This window comes from Pseudomonas nitroreducens NBRC 12694 (assembly GCF_002091755.1).
In the GTDB taxonomy this organism is placed as follows: domain Bacteria; phylum Pseudomonadota; class Gammaproteobacteria; order Pseudomonadales; family Pseudomonadaceae; genus Pseudomonas; species Pseudomonas nitroreducens.
The window spans coordinates 438,252-454,975 of sequence record NZ_BDAI01000002.1 but is presented as its reverse complement, the minus strand read 5'-3'; the positions used below and the strand labels follow the sequence as shown (position 1 = coordinate 454,975).

11 protein-coding genes are annotated in these 16,724 nt (G+C 67.3%); 5 read left to right on the top strand and 6 right to left on the bottom strand.

What is annotated here, in order from left to right; all coding sequences use genetic code 11:
- The first annotated feature begins 145 nt into the window (after positions 1-145).
- The 3 genes from PNI01S_RS07920 to PNI01S_RS07910 are packed head-to-tail and all read left to right on the top strand — an operon-like array spanning position 146 to position 5,859.
- Complete coding sequence (locus PNI01S_RS07920; protein WP_084357771.1) at positions 146-1,291, top strand: MexC family multidrug efflux RND transporter periplasmic adaptor subunit; 1,146 nt, start codon at positions 146-148, stop codon at positions 1,289-1,291.
- A gap of 21 nt (positions 1,292-1,312) precedes the next feature.
- Entirely contained in the window at positions 1,313-4,444 is a 3,132-nt protein-coding gene (locus tag PNI01S_RS07915; RefSeq protein WP_084357770.1) for a multidrug efflux RND transporter permease subunit, read from the top strand.
- Entirely contained in the window at positions 4,441-5,859 is a 1,419-nt protein-coding gene (locus PNI01S_RS07910; RefSeq protein WP_084357769.1) for an efflux transporter outer membrane subunit, read from the top strand. Before PNI01S_RS07915 ends, PNI01S_RS07910 begins: the two co-directional genes overlap by 4 nt.
- On the opposite strand, the gene PNI01S_RS07905 is transcribed toward PNI01S_RS07910, so the two are convergent.
- On the bottom strand, positions 5,860-6,168 hold the full coding sequence (locus PNI01S_RS07905) for an NIPSNAP family protein (protein WP_024765778.1): 309 nt from the start codon (positions 6,166-6,168) through the stop codon (positions 5,860-5,862).
- A gap of 250 nt (positions 6,169-6,418) precedes the next feature.
- On the opposite strand from PNI01S_RS07905, the gene PNI01S_RS07900 reads away from it, so the two are divergent.
- Positions 6,419-7,111: an MgtC/SapB family protein gene (locus PNI01S_RS07900; RefSeq protein ID WP_084357768.1), complete on the top strand. Its 693-nt coding sequence runs from the start codon at positions 6,419-6,421 to the stop codon at positions 7,109-7,111.
- Positions 7,112-7,166: 55 nt separating this feature from the next.
- Here the strand turns inward: PNI01S_RS07900 and PNI01S_RS07895 are convergent, their stop codons facing one another.
- Positions 7,167-7,511 (bottom strand): cupin domain-containing protein, encoded by a 345-nt coding sequence (locus PNI01S_RS07895; protein WP_037014773.1) that lies wholly within the window; start codon positions 7,509-7,511, stop codon positions 7,167-7,169.
- 243 nt (positions 7,512-7,754) lie between these two features.
- On the opposite strand from PNI01S_RS07895, the gene PNI01S_RS07890 reads away from it, so the two are divergent.
- Complete coding sequence (locus PNI01S_RS07890) at positions 7,755-9,110, top strand: OprD family porin (protein WP_084357767.1); 1,356 nt, start codon at positions 7,755-7,757, stop codon at positions 9,108-9,110.
- Positions 9,111-9,336: 226 nt separating this feature from the next.
- On the opposite strand, the gene PNI01S_RS07885 is transcribed toward PNI01S_RS07890, so the two are convergent.
- From PNI01S_RS07885 to PNI01S_RS07865, 4 genes are all read right to left on the bottom strand, one after another.
- The gene (locus PNI01S_RS07885) at positions 9,337-10,053 is read right to left on the bottom strand and encodes an SDR family NAD(P)-dependent oxidoreductase (protein WP_084357766.1); all 717 of its coding nucleotides are present in this window, start codon (positions 10,051-10,053) and stop codon (positions 9,337-9,339) included.
- Between the two features lie 714 nt (positions 10,054-10,767).
- Complete coding sequence (locus PNI01S_RS07880; RefSeq protein ID WP_084357765.1) at positions 10,768-13,977, bottom strand: CusA/CzcA family heavy metal efflux RND transporter; 3,210 nt, start codon at positions 13,975-13,977, stop codon at positions 10,768-10,770.
- A gap of 12 nt (positions 13,978-13,989) precedes the next feature.
- Positions 13,990-15,240 (bottom strand): efflux RND transporter periplasmic adaptor subunit, encoded by a 1,251-nt coding sequence (locus PNI01S_RS07875; RefSeq protein WP_084357764.1) that lies wholly within the window; start codon positions 15,238-15,240, stop codon positions 13,990-13,992.
- Positions 15,241-15,411: 171 nt separating this feature from the next.
- On the bottom strand, positions 15,412-16,620 hold the full coding sequence (locus tag PNI01S_RS07865; protein WP_038803189.1) for a TolC family protein: 1,209 nt from the start codon (positions 16,618-16,620) through the stop codon (positions 15,412-15,414).
- Positions 16,621-16,724 lie beyond the last annotated feature (104 nt).

The window sequence follows — 16,724 nt, the reverse complement described above, 5'->3', positions numbered from 1 at the left end:
ATCGTCTCATTGTGCAGAAAAAGGCCTCTCTTTTGAAAGGTCATGACACATTTTATACACCACAGAAGCAAATGAGACATTATTGACTCATTTTGAGTTTAAAAGGATCATACGCCCCTTCCAGATAGACAGACCCGGGTGAATCATGGGCAGGTTGCGTGCAGTAGGGACAATCAGTGCGTTGGTGGCAGCGCTGGCGGGTTGCGGACAATCCGGCGAACCTCAGGCGGCCGCCGAGACGGCAAGGCCAGTGGATGTGGTGGCAGTCGCGCCCGAAGCCCTCACCCTGACGGCGGAATTGCCCGGGCGCATCGAGCCGATGCGCGTTGCTGAAGTGCGGGCGCGGGTGGCGGGCATCGTGGTGCAGAAGCGCTTCGAGGAAGGCGCCGACGTCAAGGCCGGTGACCTGCTGTTCCAGATCGACCCGGCGCCACTCAAGGCCGCTGCGTCCCGCGCCGAAGGCGAACTGGCGCGAGCCCAGGCCGCGCAGCAGGAAGCCCAGGCACGGGTGAAGCGCTACGAGCCGCTGGTGAAGATCGAAGCGGTCAGCCAGCAGGACTTCGACACCGCCACCGCCGACCTGCTCAGTGCCCAGGCGTCCGTGCGCTCGGCCCAGGCCGACCTGGAAACCGCGCGCTTGAACCTGGGCTATGCCTCGGTCAAGGCGCCGATCTCCGGGCGTATCGGCCGCGCGCTGGTGACCGAAGGGGCGCTGGTCGGCCAGGGTGACGCCACGCTGATGGCGCGTATCCAGCAACTCGACCCGATCTATGCCGACTTCACCCAGCCGGTGGCCGACGCCCTGCGCCTGCGTGAAGCGCTGAAGAGCGGCAACCTCCCCGCCGGCCAGAGCCAGGCGCTGAGCCTGCGCGTGGAAGGCACCCCGTACGAGCGCCAGGGCGAACTGCTGTTCACCGATATCTCGGTGGATCGCGGCACCGGCCAGGTTTCGCTGCGCGGCAAGTTCGACAACGCCGACGGCCTGCTGCTGCCCGGCATGTACGTGCGCGTCACCGCCCCGCAGGGTACCGACGCCAAGGCCATTCTCGTGCCGCAGCGCGCCGTGCAGCGCGCCACCGATGGTACCGCCCACGTGCTGGTGATCGGCGCCGAGAACCGTGTCGAGACGCGCCAGGTACAGACCGGCGCCATGCAGGGCGCGCGCTGGCAGATCAGCCAGGGCCTGGCCAGCGGCGACCAGGTGATAGTCGGCGGCCTGACCGGCCTGCAGCCCGGCGCCAAGGTCGAGGCCCGTCACGCCCCTGAGCAACAGCAGGCGTCGCGCCAGTAAGGCAGCGCCGAGGAACTCCCCATGTCACTGTTCTTCATCAAGCGCCCCAACTTCGCGTGGGTGGTGGCGCTGTTCATTTCCCTGGCCGGCCTGCTGGCGATTCCGCTGCTGCCGGTAGCGCAATACCCCAGCGTGGCGCCGCCGCAAATCACCGTCACCGCCACCTACCCCGGCGCCTCGGCGCAGGTGCTGGTGGACTCGGTCACCAGCGTGATCGAGGAGGAGCTCAACGGCGCCAAGGGCCTGCTCTACTTCGAATCCACCAGCAACTCCAACGGCATGGCCGAAGTGGTGGTCACCTTCCAGCCCGGCACTAATCCCGAGCTGGCCCAGGTGGACGTGCAGAACCGCCTGAAGAAGGCCGAGGCACGCATGCCCCAGGCCGTGCTCACACAGGGGCTGGAGGTCGAGCAGACCAGCGCCGGCTTCCTGCTGATCTACGCGCTGAATTACAAGGAAGGCTCGCAGCGCACCGATACCACCGCCCTGGGCGACTACGCCGCGCGCAACATCAACAACGAGCTGCGTCGCGTACAAGGCGTCGGCAAGCTGCAGTTCTTCTCCTCCGAAGCCGCAATGCGCGTGTGGATCGACCCGCAGAAGCTGGTCGGCTACGGCCTGTCCATCGATGACGTGGGCAACGCCATTCGCGGGCAGAACGTGCAGGTACCGGCCGGCAGCTTCGGCGCTTCCCCCGGCAGCACCGAGCAGGAGCTGACCGCCACCCTCGCCGTGAAAGGCACCCTGGACGACCCGGCGGAGTTCGGCCGCATCGTCCTGCGCGCCAATCCGGACGGCTCCAGCGTAAAGCTGGCCGACGTGGCGCGCCTGGAAGTCGGCAGCGAAAGCTACAACTTCACCGCTCGCCTGGACGGCAAGCCCACCGTGGCCGGCGCCATCCAGCTCTCCCCCGGCGCCAACGCCCTGCAGACCGCCGCCCTGGTGAAGGAGCGCCTGGCCGAGCTGTCGGTGAACTTCCCCGACGACGTCGAGTACTCGGTGCCCTACGACACCTCGCGCTTCGTCGACGTGGCCATCGAGAAGGTCATCCACACCCTGCTCGAAGCCATGGTGCTGGTGTTCCTGGTGATGTTCCTGTTCCTGCAGAACGTGCGCTATACGCTGATCCCGGCCATCGTCGTGCCGGTGTGCCTGCTGGGCACGCTGACGATGATGTACCTGCTGGGCTTCTCGGTGAACATGATGACCATGTTCGGCATGGTGCTGGCCATCGGCATCCTGGTGGACGACGCCATCGTCGTGGTGGAGAACGTCGAGCGGATCATGGCCGAGGAAGGCCTGTCCCCGGCGAAGGCCACGGTCAAGGCGATGAGCCAGGTCTCCGGTGCGATCATCGGCATCACCCTGGTGCTCTCGGCGGTGTTCCTGCCACTGGCCTTCATGGGCGGCTCGGTGGGCGTCATCTACCAGCAGTTCTCCCTGTCGCTGGCGGTGTCGATCCTGTTCTCCGGCTTCCTCGCCCTGACCTTCACCCCGGCGCTGTGCGCCACGCTGCTCAAGCCGATCCCGGCGGGCCATCATGAGAAGCGCGGCTTCTTCGGCGCCTTCAACCGTGGCTTCACGCGCCTGACCGAGCGCTACACGCGGCTCAACAGTGCGCTGGTGAAACGCGCCGGGCGCTACATGCTGATCTACGCCGGCATCCTCGCCCTGCTCGGCTACAGCTACCTGCGCCTGCCGGAATCCTTCGTGCCGGTGGAAGACCAGGGCTACATGATCGTCGACATCCAGCTGCCGCCGGGCGCCACCCGCGCGCGGGCCGACGTCACCGGCCAGGAGCTGGAGAAGTTCCTCGCTTCGCGTGAGGCCGTGGCCTCGTCCTTCCTGGTGATGGGCTTCAGCTTCTCCGGCATGGGCGAGAACGCCGCGCTGGCCTTCCCGACTCTGAAGGACTGGTCCGTGCGCGACAAGTCGCAGTCCGCCGAAGCGGAAACCGCCGCGGTGAACGAGCGCTTCGCCGGTATCAGCGACGGCGCGATCATGGCCGTGACGCCGCCGCCGATCGACGGCCTGGGCAACTCCGGTGGCTTCTCGCTGCGCCTGCAGGACCGCGCCGGCCTCGGCCGCGAGGCACTGCTGGCGGCCCGCGACCAGTTGCTCGGACAGGCCAACGGCAACCCGAAGATCCTCTACGCGATGATGGAAGGCCTCGCCGAGGCACCCCAGCTGCGCGTCGAAATCGACCGCGAGAAGGCACGCACCCTGGGCGTCAGCTTCGAGTCCATCAGCAGTGCGCTGTCCACCGCCTTCGGCTCCTCGGTGATCAACGACTTCGCCAACGCCGGCCGCCAGCAACGCGTGGTGGTGCAGGCCGAACAGGGTGACCGGATGACCCCGGAAGCCGTGCTCAAACTCTATGTGCCCAATACCAGCGGCGAGCTGGTGCCGCTGTCCGCCTTCGTCAGCACCCGCTGGGAAGAAGGCCCGGTGCAGCTGGCGCGCTACAACGGTTACCCGTCGATCCGTATCGCCGGCGACGCCGCACCGGGGGTGAGTACCGGCGAAGCCATGGCCGAGATGCAACGCCTGGCCTCCGAGCTGCCGGCCGGCATCGGCTACGAGTGGACCGGCCTGTCCTATCAGGAGAAGGTCGCCAGCGGCCAGGCCAGCCAGCTGTTCGCCCTCGCCATCCTCGTCGTGTTCCTGCTGCTGGTGGCGCTCTACGAGAGCTGGGCGATCCCGCTGTCGGTGATGCTCATCGTGCCCATCGGCGCCCTCGGCGCGGTATTGGCGGTGACGGTCACCGGGTTGCCCAACGACGTGTACTTCAAGGTCGGCCTGATCACTGTTATCGGCCTCGCGGCGAAGAACGCGATCCTCATCGTCGAGTTCGCCAAGGAGCTCTGGGAACAGGGCCACAGCCTGCGCGACGCCGCCATCCAGGCCGCGCGCCTGCGCTTCCGCCCGATCATCATGACCTCCATGGCCTTCATCCTCGGCGTGGTGCCGCTGGTGCTCGCCAGCGGAGCCGGCGCCGCCAGCCAGCGCGCCATCGGCACCGGGGTGATCGGCGGAATGCTCAGCGCCACGCTGCTGGGGGTGATCTTCGTGCCCATCTGCTTCGTCTGGCTGCTGTCGCTGCTGCGTCGCCAACCCAAACCTGCGCAACAACCGTCGGAGGTCGCGCAATGACCGCCCTGCATAAACCCGCCTGCACCTTGCTGCTGGCGCTGAGCCTGGCCGGCTGCTCGATGGCGCCCACCTATGAACGCCCCGAAGCACCGGTGGCGTCGAGCTGGAACAGCCCCGCCGCGAAGACCGGCCAGGCCGCCAGCAACCTCGACTGGCAGACCTTCATCGTCGACAGCGAGCTGCGCAATCTGGTGGGCGTCGCCCTGGACAACAACCGCTCGCTGCGCCAGACCCTGCTGGACATCGAACAGGCCCGTGCGCAATACCGCATCCAGCGCGCCGACCGCGTGCCGGGGCTGAACGCCGCGGCCAACGGCAATCGCCAGCGGCTGCCGGGTGATCTGTCCAACACCGGCAGCTCGGCGGTGAGCAGCAGCTATCAGGTCGGCCTCGCGCTGCCCGAGTACGAGCTGGACCTGTTCGGCCGGGTGAAGAGCCTGACCGACGCCGCGCTGGAGCAATACCTCTCCACCGAGGCGGCCGCCCGCAGCGCGCGCATCGCACTGATCGCCGAGGTCAGCCAGGCCTATCTCACCTATGACGGCGCACAGCGCCGCCTGCAGCTCACCGAGCAGACCCTGGCCAGCCGCGAGGATTCCCTCGGCCTGATCAGCCAGCGGCGCTCGGCGGGTGCGGCCACCGCGCTGGACTACCAGGAAGCGCTGGGGCTGGTCGAGCAGTCCCGCGCCGAGCTGGAAAGCAATGCCCGGCAGAAGCAGCAGGCGCTCAATGCCCTGGTGCTGCTGCTCGGTACCGCCGATGCGGCCAAGCGCATCCCGCAGCTGCCCCAGGACAAGCCCATGCTGATCCAGGACATCGCCCCCGGCACCCCCTCGGAACTGATCGAGCGGCGCCCGGACATCCTCGCCGCGGAGCACGTGCTCAAGGCGCGCAACGCCGACATCGGCGCGGCCCGCGCGGCGTTCTTCCCGCGCATCAGCCTGACCGGCAGCTTCGGCACGTCCAGTGCGGAAATGTCCGGGTTGTTCGACGGCGGCTCGCGGTCGTGGAGCTTCGTGCCGACGCTGTCGCTGCCGATCTTCGATGCCGGCCGCAACAGCGCCAACCTCGACCTGGCCAAGGTGCGCAAGGACTCCGCCGTGGCCGCCTACGAAGGCACCATCCAGACGGCGTTCCGCGAAGTCGCCGATGCGCTCGCGGCGACCGACACCCTGCGCCGCGAGGAAGCGGCGCGCCGCGCGCTGGCTAACACCACCAACGAGACGCTGAAGCTGGCCAAGGCGCGCTACGAAGGCGGCGTGGACAGCCACCTGCGCTACCTCGACGCGCAGCGCAGCAACTTCGTCAACGAGTCGGCCTACATCGAGACCAGCACCCAGCGGCAGATTGCGCTGGTGGACCTGTTCCGAGCCCTCGGCGGTGGCTGGAATGGGGAAGCGACGGCGCAGCGCTGATCAGTCGCCGAACACCGGTCGGAAGAAACTCCGCTCATAGCTGAGGATGCAGCGGGTTTCCTCGGCGTAGCGGAACGCGGCCTGGCACTCGGGGTCGTCCATGGACCGCTGCCGGTAGCGCTCGTAGTCGGCCAGGCTGGGGAAGGTGAACATCGCCAGGGCAATGTCGTTCGCCCCCTCGGAGGGCAGGAAGTAGCCGTGGTGCTGGCCGCCGAAGCGTTCCACCAGCGGGATCCACAGTCGGCCGTAGTGTTCGAATTCCTTGAGCTTATAGGGGTCCAGCACGTAGCGCAGGTAACAGGTGACCATCTTGCCAACTCTCGTCCGGTGAAAGGGACGCCACTGTACCTATTCCTCGCAGGAACACCCAAACCTGCCTTGCCCCACGCCAGGCAGAACTTGTGGGAGCGCAGCCTGCTCGCTCCTGCAGGCTGCGCTCCCCTGTGCAACATCCGCCTGCAACACTGCGCGGCCCGCTAGACTGGCCGCATCTTCAACCATAGCGGGGCACGCGCCCTCCCACGGGCGCCGGCGCAAGGCCGGCGCGGAGCACCACGGCATGTACTTCGACATCATCCTCGACCTCTTCGCAGCGCTCTGCTTCGGCGCGCTGATCGGCATGGAGCGCCAGTGGCGCCAGCGTTTCACCGGGGTCGCCACCCACGGGCTGGTCTCCCTCGGCGCCGCTACCTTCGCCACCCTGCCCTTCCTCATGGGCGCGGAGGACCAGGTGGTGCGCATGTCGGCACAGGTGGTCACCGGCATCGGCTTCCTCGGTGCCGGCGTGATCATGCGCGACGGCCTCAGCGTGCGCGGCCTGAGCACCGCGGCGACGGTCTGGTGCACCGGGGCGGTAGGCGTGCTGGCCGGCAGCGGCTTCCTCGCGGCAGCGCTGGTCGCCACATTGCTGATCGTGCTGTGCAACCTGACGCTGCCCTCGGTGACGCGCTGGATCCAGCGTCACGCGCCGATAGAACCGAGCAGCGAGCGCTACTACACGGTCGAGGCCGTCACCGAGGCCCACCAGGAAGCGCTGGTGCGCTCCACCCTGCTGCGCCGCCTGAGTGCCAACGGCCTGGCCCTGCAAAGCCTGGAGAGCCACGCGCGCAAGACCGGCGGCGAAGTGGAAGTGGCCGCGCTGGTATTGGCCCCCAGCGACAAGGACAGCCTGCTGGAAGCCCTGGCCGGCGAACTGGCACTGGCGCCCTATGTATCGGCGGCCAGCTGGTCGGTCAGCGACGGCCCGCAGTGAGCCGCCCGGAACGCAGAAAGGGAGCCTGTCGGCTCCCTTTTTCATACCCGCCTGGTCAGGCGAAGACGAAGTACTTGCGCACCGTCTCCACCACTTCCCAGGTGCCCTTCATGCCCGGCTCGATAACGAATACATCGCCGGCGCGCAGATGGATCGGCTGCTCGCCCTCGGGGGTGATGACGCAGTAGCCGTCGAGGAAATGGCAGTACTCCCACTTCTCGTAGTTCACCTGGAACTTGCCGGGGGTGCAGATCCAGGTGCCCATGATCTTGCTGCCGTCCGCCGACAGGTAGGCATTGAGGTTGACGGTGTGCGGGTCGCCGCCGATGCGCTGCCACTTGGTGGCATCCAGCACGGGCGTCGGGCAGGTGTCGCGCAGCACGGTAATGAAATCGGACATGTCGGCTCCAGATCGTTTCGGTGAGGGTTCGCCACCCTAGGCATCGACCGCCGGGAACGATTGCCTGGTTCCGACATCGGTTTGCCTGCCAGCGCTGCCCCGCCGCTGCCTGACAGATTTGTCATCCGCCGCTCACCGGCTCGTTATCCACGCTCCTACACGATGCCCGTGGCCCTCGCCACGCCTGGGCGAAAACAACAACAGCAGGCGGTAACCGACCATCCTGCCCTTAGGAGCACATTCATGTATCGCACGCCTCGAAAATACCGACGCAAATTCCCGCTGGCGGCTTCGCTGCTGGCACTGGGCATCGCATCGCCGACCGTCTTCGCCGAAGCGACAACCGAAGAGAAGCCCGAAGGCTTCATCGAAGGCGCCAGCCTGGAAATCCTCAACCGCAACCTCTACTTCAACCGCGACGCCCGCCATGGCCAGTCCGTACCGCCGCGCGGCAACGGCTACTCGGAAGTCTGGGCCCACGGGATCATCGGCAGGTTCGAATCCGGCTTCACCCAGGGCACGCTCGGCGTCGGGGTGGACGCCTTCGCCATGCTCGGCTTCCAGCTCGATACCGGCGATGGCCGCAACGGCGCGGGCAGTTCGGTGGACGTATTGCCCACCGACAACGACGGCCGCACCGAAAGCGACTACTCCAAGGCCGGCGGCGCGGCCAAGGTGCGCCTGTGGGACACGGTGCTGAAGGTCGGCGATGTGTTCCCGGAGACACCCGTGGTGCACTACGGCGACTCGCGCCTGCTGCCCGAGACCTTCCGCGGCTTCACCCTGCAGAACACCAGCCTGGAAGGCCTGACCCTGCAGGGTGGCCGCCTGCACTCCATGAGCCAGCCGCAATCACGGCAGATGGACGACGGCTTCGCCACCTTCTACGCCGGCCCGGTGGATTCGTCCTGGCTTGCCTACGGCGGCGGTGACTACGCGATCAATGACAATGCCAGCGTCAGCCTCTACAGCAGCCGCCTGAAGGACGCCTGGAACCAGTACTACTTCGGCACTGCGTTGAACTTCCCGCTCAGCGAGGCAGTGGAGCTGTTCGGCGGGTTCAACTACTACAAGTCGCAGGACGAGGGGCGCGAGCTGCTCGGCGAGTTCAACACCAACATCTGGAGCGCCAGCGCCGGCGTGCATTTCGGCGCGCACCGCATCGCCGTCAGCCACCAGCGCAACAACGGCAACAACGACTTCGACTACCTGCGCCAGGCCGACTCGATCTACCTCGACAACTCCATCCAGTACAGCGACTTCAACTCGCCGAAGGAGCGCTCCTGGATGGTCCGCTACGACCTCGACATGGCCACCTACGGCGTGCCCGGCCTGAGCTTCATGACCCGCTACGCCCGCGGTACCGACGCCGACTACTCCAATGCCAACGCCGTGTACATGCGCCGCGACGACAACGGCGACCCGCTGACCGACCAGAAGCGCTGGGAGCGCGACATCGAGGCCAAGTACGTATTCCAGGAAGGCCAGCTCAAGGACCTGTCGCTGCGCGTGCGCCAGGCGACGACTCGCGCCACCGCCTTCGAATCGGACCTGGACGAAGTGCGGCTGATCATCGAATACCCGCTGGCCGTGCTGTAAGGCCGGCGCCTGGCAGGCGGATGACGGAATTGTCAGCTGCGCATCAGCCTGCCGTTAGGCGCCCCTGGGTATAACGGAAGGCATCACCGCCCCCCAAGGCTTCTGGTGATGTTTTCCCCCGCAAGACTGCTCCACTTCCTGGCGCTCCACGTGCCCCTTTGGAGGAAGAGGAACCCTCGGCGCCCGCAAGGGCGCCTTTTTTTCGTGGAGCCTGGAAGGTGCGATGTCAGAAGCGCTCGTCTCGAATCGCCGGCAGGACCAGCTCGCGGACGAACGAAGCTCCCGAAAGCTGCAACAACGCATCGACCATTCGCACCACATCATGCACTGGAACCTGATGGCCTCCTCCTCGGCGAGCGGCATCCGCCAGGGGCGTGGTCAGCGGATCCTCGGTGTTCAGGTAACCCAGCTGGAGCACGCTCACCGCCAGCCTGCTGTCCCTGAAGCCCTCGCGCAGCGCATCGGCCATGCCATTGAGAGCAAACTTGGAAGCACCGAAGGTCACCTCGGGACGTCCGCTCTGGCGCAAGCCGGATGTCGACCCGGTCAGGATCAGTTGCGGCCGTGACGAGTCCAGCAGCCTGGGAACCAGGCGCCTGAGCAGGAACAGCGTGGCGGTGATGTTCACGTCGACCATCCTGCCGATGGACTCGTCGGAATCGCTGAGGAAGCAATAGCCTTCGCTGAAGGCCTCCTCCTCCCAGAGGCCGACATTGCAGATCAATACATCCAGCTCGGCAGGCGCCTGCGCTTCGATGGCTGACGCGGCCTCTCCGGCGACCGACAGGTCGGCTTCGATCCACTCGAGCTGGACGCCTTCAACGGCCGTCAATGCATCCGGCCGCCTGCGCGATACGCCCACCACGGTATCGCCCGCCCGTCCCAGGCCCTCGGCCAGCGCGCGGCCCAGCCCCCGGCTCGCGCCCACAATCATGATGTTCATCGAACGTCTCCCCGGCGCCTGCCTGTCCAGTGTGCTTATGCGCAGGGGCGAATTCGCCACTGCGCAAAGGTTCGGGCCGGACTCTAAAACCTCAACCTAGCCTGAGGTCAATAGAAGCAATCCCCCAGAAATGGGCCGGAATCGCTGCGCTGAGTTCGTCGTTCCCTTTGGAGCGATGAATAGGCGGGAAGACTGTCAGTCACCTCGGCAGCCGGGTGCACGGGCGGACAACCGACAGAGAGCACGTCTCCGACTGCTACGGCCAGGAGCGAGCGGCAGCGCTGCAAATGACCTCCGAGCGCTGGCGGGGCGACACAGGGGGATCGATCCGTGCGATGCCTGGGGCGGGCATTTCCAGGGCCCCACACCAGGCATCCACGACGGTTACCGCCGATCTTTCGAATCGCCCTCCGGGCGGTCGTTTTTCTCATGGGGCTCTTCGATCACGGGGCCTGGACGCGCAGGATCAGGCTCGTCCTTGCGCACCGGTGTCCTCGGCGGTCTTTCGCCCGGCTTGTCGTGCTCGGCGATCGGCCCCGGCCGCGGCTCGGGTACAATTTCCTCTTTCACGCTGCATCTCCCGGGACAGTACTGCCCCTGTACGCTGGTGGCTCGGGGCACAGGCAGGCGGCCAGAGCCGCTGCCACCCCTGTGCCGGACAGAGCGTCGGAGTGGCGGACGCTCCATCGATGGAAACATCCCGGCCGGGATAGTTCAGAGCATTTCCCGACCGTACATCTGCCCGGCTCGCCAGCGGCCGAGGCCAGTTCCCTCCCGCTGCACCCGGGCATCCTCATCCCGCCGATGCATCCACCGATACAACGCCGGCAGCACCAGCAGTGTCAGCGTGGTCGACGAGAGGATGCCGCCGATCACCACGGTCGCCAGCGGCCGCTGCACTTCCGCACCTGTGCCGGTGGCCAGGGCCATGGGCACGAAGCCCAGCGAGGCCACCAGCGCGGTCATCAGCACGGGGCGCAAGCGGGTCAGCGCCCCCTCGCGGATCGCCGCGTCGAGGCCACGCCCCTCCTCCCGCAGGCTGCGGATGAAGGAGATCATCACCAGGCCATTGAGTACCGCCACGCCGGACAGCGCGATGAAACCGACGCCTGCCGAGATCGACAGCGGGATATCCCGCAGCCACAGCGCGACCACGCCACCGGTGAGGGCAAAGGGAATCCCGGTGAAAACCACCAGCCCGTCGCGCACGTTGTTGAACATCATCAGCAGCAACGTGAACACCAGCAGTAGCGCCACCGGCACCACGATCTGCAAACGCTGCGCCGCCGACTGCAACTGCTCGAACTGGCCGCCCCAGGTCGTCCAGTAGCCGGCCTGCAGCTTCACCTGCCGCTCGATGTTGCCGCTCGCCTCGGCGACGAACGAACCGATATCCCGCCCGCGCACGTTGGCGCTCACGACCACCAGGCGCTTGCCGTTCTCGCGGCTGACCTGGTTCGGCCCCTGCACCAGTTCCAGGCGTGCCACTTCGCCCAGGGTGATGAAGCCGATGCGCGAATCCGTGGCATTGGCCGGGGCCGGCACCGGGATGAGCATGCGCGACAGGGCGTCGATGTCGCTGCGCAGGCTTTCCGGCAGGCGCACGATCAGGTCGAAGCGGCGGTCGCCCTCGAACAGCGTACCCGCCTCGCGGCCACCGATGGCCACGGAGACGTTGTCCTGGATGTCGCCGACATTCAGCCCGTAACGCGCGGCACGCTGGCGGTCGATGTTCACGGTGAGCACCGGCAGGCCGCTGGTCTGCTCGACCTTCACCTCGGACGAGCCCTGCACCTGGCGCAGCACGCCGGCAATCTGCTCGGCGGTCTGGTTCAGGACCGCCATGTCGTCGCCGAAGACCTTCACCGCCACGTCGCTGCGCACCCCGGAAATCAGCTCGTTGAAGCGCAGCTGGATCGGTTGCGACAGCTCATAGGCGCTGCCCGGCACGCCATTGGCTGCTTCCTGGATTTCCGCTTCCAGCTGCGCGCGGCTCTTCTTCGGATCGGGCCACTGCTCCTTGGGTTTCAACATCACGTAGGCGTCGGAGATATTCGGCGGCATCGGGTCCGAGGCGATCTCCGCGGTGCCGGTGCGGCTGAACATGCGTTGCACCTCCGGCACCTTGACCAGCACCTGGCGCTCCAGGGCCTCCTGCATGGCCACCGATTGCGACAAGCTGGTGCCCGGCGTGCGCAGCGATTGCAGGGCGAAGTCGCCCTCGCCCAGGCTGGGCACGAACTCGCTGCCCATGCGGCTGGCCAGCAGGCCGGAGAGCAGCACCAGCACCGCGGCGCAGGCGAACACCAGCGCGCGCCGCGCCATCACCCAGTCCAGCACCAGTTCATAGGCGCGGCGCGCGCCACGCATGAGCAGGTTTTCCTCTTCCTTCACCTTGCCGCTGATGAACAGCGCGATGGCCGCCGGCACGAAGGTCACCGAGAGGATCATTGCGCCCAGCAACGCCAGCACCACGGTGAAGGCCATCGGGTGGAACATTTTCCCCTCGACGCCGGTGAGGGCGAAGATCGGCAGGTACACCACCATGATGATCAACTGCCCGTAGATCAGCGCGCGGCGCGCTTCCTTCGACGCGGTGAAGACCTCGTGCATCCGCTCGCGGCGGGTCAGCAGGCGGCCGTGGTGCTGCTGTGCGTGGGCCAGTCGGCGGATGGCATTCTCGACGATCACCACGGCGCCATCGACGATGATGCCGAAGTCCAGCGCGCCGAGGCTCATCAGGTTGGCGCTGATGCGGTTGCTGAACATGCCGGTGAAGGTGAACAGCATCGCCAGCGGGATCACCATGGCGGTGATCAACGCCGCGCGGATATTGCCCAGGAACAGGAAGAGTACTGCCACCACCAGGATCGCCCCCTCGGTGAGGTTGCGCTTGACCGTGGCGATGGCCTTGTCGACCAGTTGTGTACGGTCATAGACGGTCACCGCCTTGACCCCGGCCGGCAGCGTGCGGTTGATCTCGTCCAGCTTGGCCGCGGCAGCCTTGGCGACGGTGCGGCTGTTCTCGCCGATCAGCATGAACACCGTGCCGAGCACCACTTCGCGGCCGTCCTCGGTAGCGGCGCCAGTGCGCAGCTCGCGCCCCAGGCCGACCTCGGCGACATTGCGCAGGCGGATCGGTGTGCCATCGACATTGGCCACGACGATGTTGGCGATGTCCTCCAGGCTGCCCACCTGCCCCGGCGCACGCACCAGCAACTGCTCGCCGTTGCGCTCGATGTAGCCGGCGCCGACGTTGGCGTTGTTGCGCTCCAGTGCAGCGATCACGTCCGCCAGGGTCAGCCGGTAGGCCGCCAGCCGGCGGGTATCCGGGGCAACCTGGAACTGCTTGGCGAAGCCGCCGATGGTGTTCACCTCGGCCACACCCGGCACGTTGCGCAGTTGCGGCTGGATCACCCAGTCCTGGATCACCCGCAGATCGGTCGGCGTGTACTCGCTGCCGTCCTCCTTGCGCGCGCCCGGCTCGGCCTCGATGGTCCACAGGAAGATCTCGCCCAGGCCGGTGGAGATCGGCCCCATGGCCGACTCGACACCCTCTGGGAGCTGCTCGCGCGCCTGCTGCAGGCGTTCGTTGACCAGTTGGCGGGCGAAGAACAGGTCGGTACCGTCCTTGAAGATCACCGTCACCTGCGACAGCCCCGAGCGCGAAATCGAGCGCGTCTGCTGCAGGCCCGGCAAGCCGGCCATGGCGGTTTCCACCGGGTAGGTGATGCGCTGCTCGGTCTCCAGCGGCGTGAAGCCCGGCGCCGACGTGTTGACCTGCACCTGCACGTTGGTTATGTCGGGCACCGCGTCGATGGGCAGTTTCTGGTAGCTGGCGATACCCAGGCCGGCCATGCCGAGGACGGCGAGCAGCACCAGGTAGCGCTGCTCGATGGCAAAACGAATGATGCGTTCGAACATGCTGGCGCCCCGTCAGTGAGCGTGGGACGCCGAGCTCTTGCCCAGCTCCGACTTGAGAATGAAGCTGCCTTCGGCCGCCACCTGATCACCCGCCGAGAGTCCCGCCAGCACTTCCACCTGGCCGGCGCTGCGCAGCCCAAGGTTGACCGGGCGCGGGTCGAAGCCTTCGGCATTGCGCACGAATACGCTCGGCTGGCCCTCCACCTCCTGGACGGCCTGCTCCGGTACCGCGACCGGCACCTGGCGTGCCGAACTGCTGACCCGCACATTGACGAACAGGCCCGGGCGCCAGGCGCCATCGGGATTGGCCAGGGTCACGCGGGCCACCGCGCTGCGGGTCTGCTCGCCGAGCAGGTTGCCGACGTAACTCACGCGACCGTCGACCTGCATGCCCAGGTCCGCCGCTTCAACCCGTGCCGGCTTGCCCACCTGAACCCGCGCGAGGTCCTGCGGTGCGACACTGAAACTGGCCCAGACCCGCGACAGGTCGGACAGCGTGAACGCCGCCGTGGTCTCGCTGACCACCTCGCCGGGCACCAGGTGCTTCTCCACCACCACGCCGTCGAACGGCGCCCGCAGCTCGTAGCGGTTGCCGCCGGCGCTGGCCGACACGCCGCTCAGGGCGTTGGTCTTCTGCTGCGCATTGGCCAGGGCGATGCGGGCTTCCTCCAGGTCCTGGCGGGCCTGGAGATAATCCTGCTCGGCGGAGATTTTCTCCTGCCACAGCTCGCGTTCGCGTTCGAAGGTCTTGTTCGCCAGGCTCGCCCGGCGCTGGGCGGCGGCCAGCTCGCTGCGCAACTCGGACACCTGCTGGCTGGCGATCACGGCCAGCAGCTCGCCCTTCTTCACGTTCTGCCCGAGCTCAACTGCCACCGACTCCACCACGCCCGGCGTGCGCGGTACGACGTGGGCAGTGCGGTCCTGGTCGAAGCCGATCTCGCCGGGCAGGCTGAATGCCTCATCCAGCGCCTGCGGCCCGGCTGTGACCAGTTGGATGCCGGCTGCCTCGATCTGTGCCGGGGTCAGATGCAGGACTTGCTCTTCGGTTTCGGCTTCCTGGGCGGCGTGATGCTCACCGTCGGCATGGCTCGCCGCTTCGGCATGAAGGGTCGGCGCCAGGCTGTTGTGGTGCTCGCCGTCCGCGTGGGTCGCATCGTCGAGGTGGTTGCCACCGGCCTGTTCGCTGCCCATCCAGGCATAGGCGCTGACGCCCAGCGCAGAGGCGAGCAGCACGGCGGCGGCGAGAGGGGGTTTGTTGATCATGGAAGCTCCAGAAAGTATCCGCCGGCACCGCGCTGTGACGCTGGCACCGCAAGGTGATGGAGGTTGCTGAAGAGGTCGTGGACGCACCAATGCACCGGCAGGCCCGCAGTCGGCGCCGCGGCAGACGGCGTCAGGGTCACCAGCAGCAGGGCGAGCCAGGCGCGGCGAGCCTTAGCGGGCCGCGCCGACATCGCCGTAGACCCGTTCGATGCGGCCCCAGGCATCGCTGACCTGGGCCAGCGCGCGCAGGTACTGGTCGCGCGCGGCGATCAGGGTGCGTTGGGCGTCGAGTACTTCGAGGAAGCCGAACTTGCCCATCTCGAAACCGCGAGTGGCGCTTTCCACGGCGGTCTGGGCGGTGGGCAGGATGGTCTGGCGGAAGGCGTTCACCTCGCCCTGGGCGGTGCTCCACTGCTGCCAGGCCTGCTGGGTCTCCTGGCGCAGACGCAGCTCGACGGCGTTGCGCTGGTCGCGAGCCTGATCGGCCCGGCGCGACTCGGCGAGGATGTTACCCTGGTTGCGGTCGAACAGCGGCAAGGGCAGGCTCAGGCCGATCACCGCGATGCGGTCGCGGTTGCCGTCCTCGATTGCCTCCTGGCTGCCCAGGCTGACATCAAGGTCGGGAATCCGCTGGGTCTTCGCCAGACGCACGGCGGCCTCGCCTTCATCGATGCGACTCTGCGCCAGGCGCATCTCGGCGCTGTCGGCCAGACGGCGCAACAGCTCTTCGCTGGAGGGCAGGCCGGGCAGTGAACGGGCTGTCTCGCTGCGCACGCCGGTGAAGTCCGGCGAGGCAAGCCCCATCAGGCTGGCCAGCGCCTGGTTGGCGTCGGCGCGGTCGCGGCGGGCGCGATCCTGCTCCAGGCGCACTTCGGCCAGCTGTACCTGCGCGCGATCGGCCTCGAGCGGCGGGGCCTTGCCGGCGCGGACACGCCCGTCAGCCGCGGCCACGCCACGCCGCGCCAGCTCGACGGACTGCTGTGCCAGCCGTTCACGCTCCTGGGCGCGCAAGGCCGTGAAGAACGCTGCGATCACCTCGCCGCGCAGCTGGTTGCGCCGCGCCTCCAGGCTCAGCGCGGCGACGGCCTGGCCGCGCTCCGCGAGTTCCACCCGCGCGCCCCGCTTGCCGCCCAGCTCCAGCGGCTGGCTGATGCCCACCGTGGTGGTGCGATTGCGCGATTCGGTGCCTTCCTGCTCCCAGGACAGCGTCGGGTTGCGCAGCAGGCCGGCCTGCTCGCGCAAGCCCTGGGCGATGCCGATCTCACGGGCGCTGGCAGACAGTTCGGGATTGCCATTGGCCGCAGCCTGCAGCGCCTCCTCGATGCCGATCTCTCGGCTTTGCGCCCAGGCAGGCGACTGCCAGAGCAGCAAGGCGAGCAACCCCGCCCATGGAACGAACCCAGTACGTCTTGCAAACACGGCGAACCTCGCACGATGGAGTCAACTTCGACGGCATGCCGTCATTTCCATCGGCGAATCTAGGG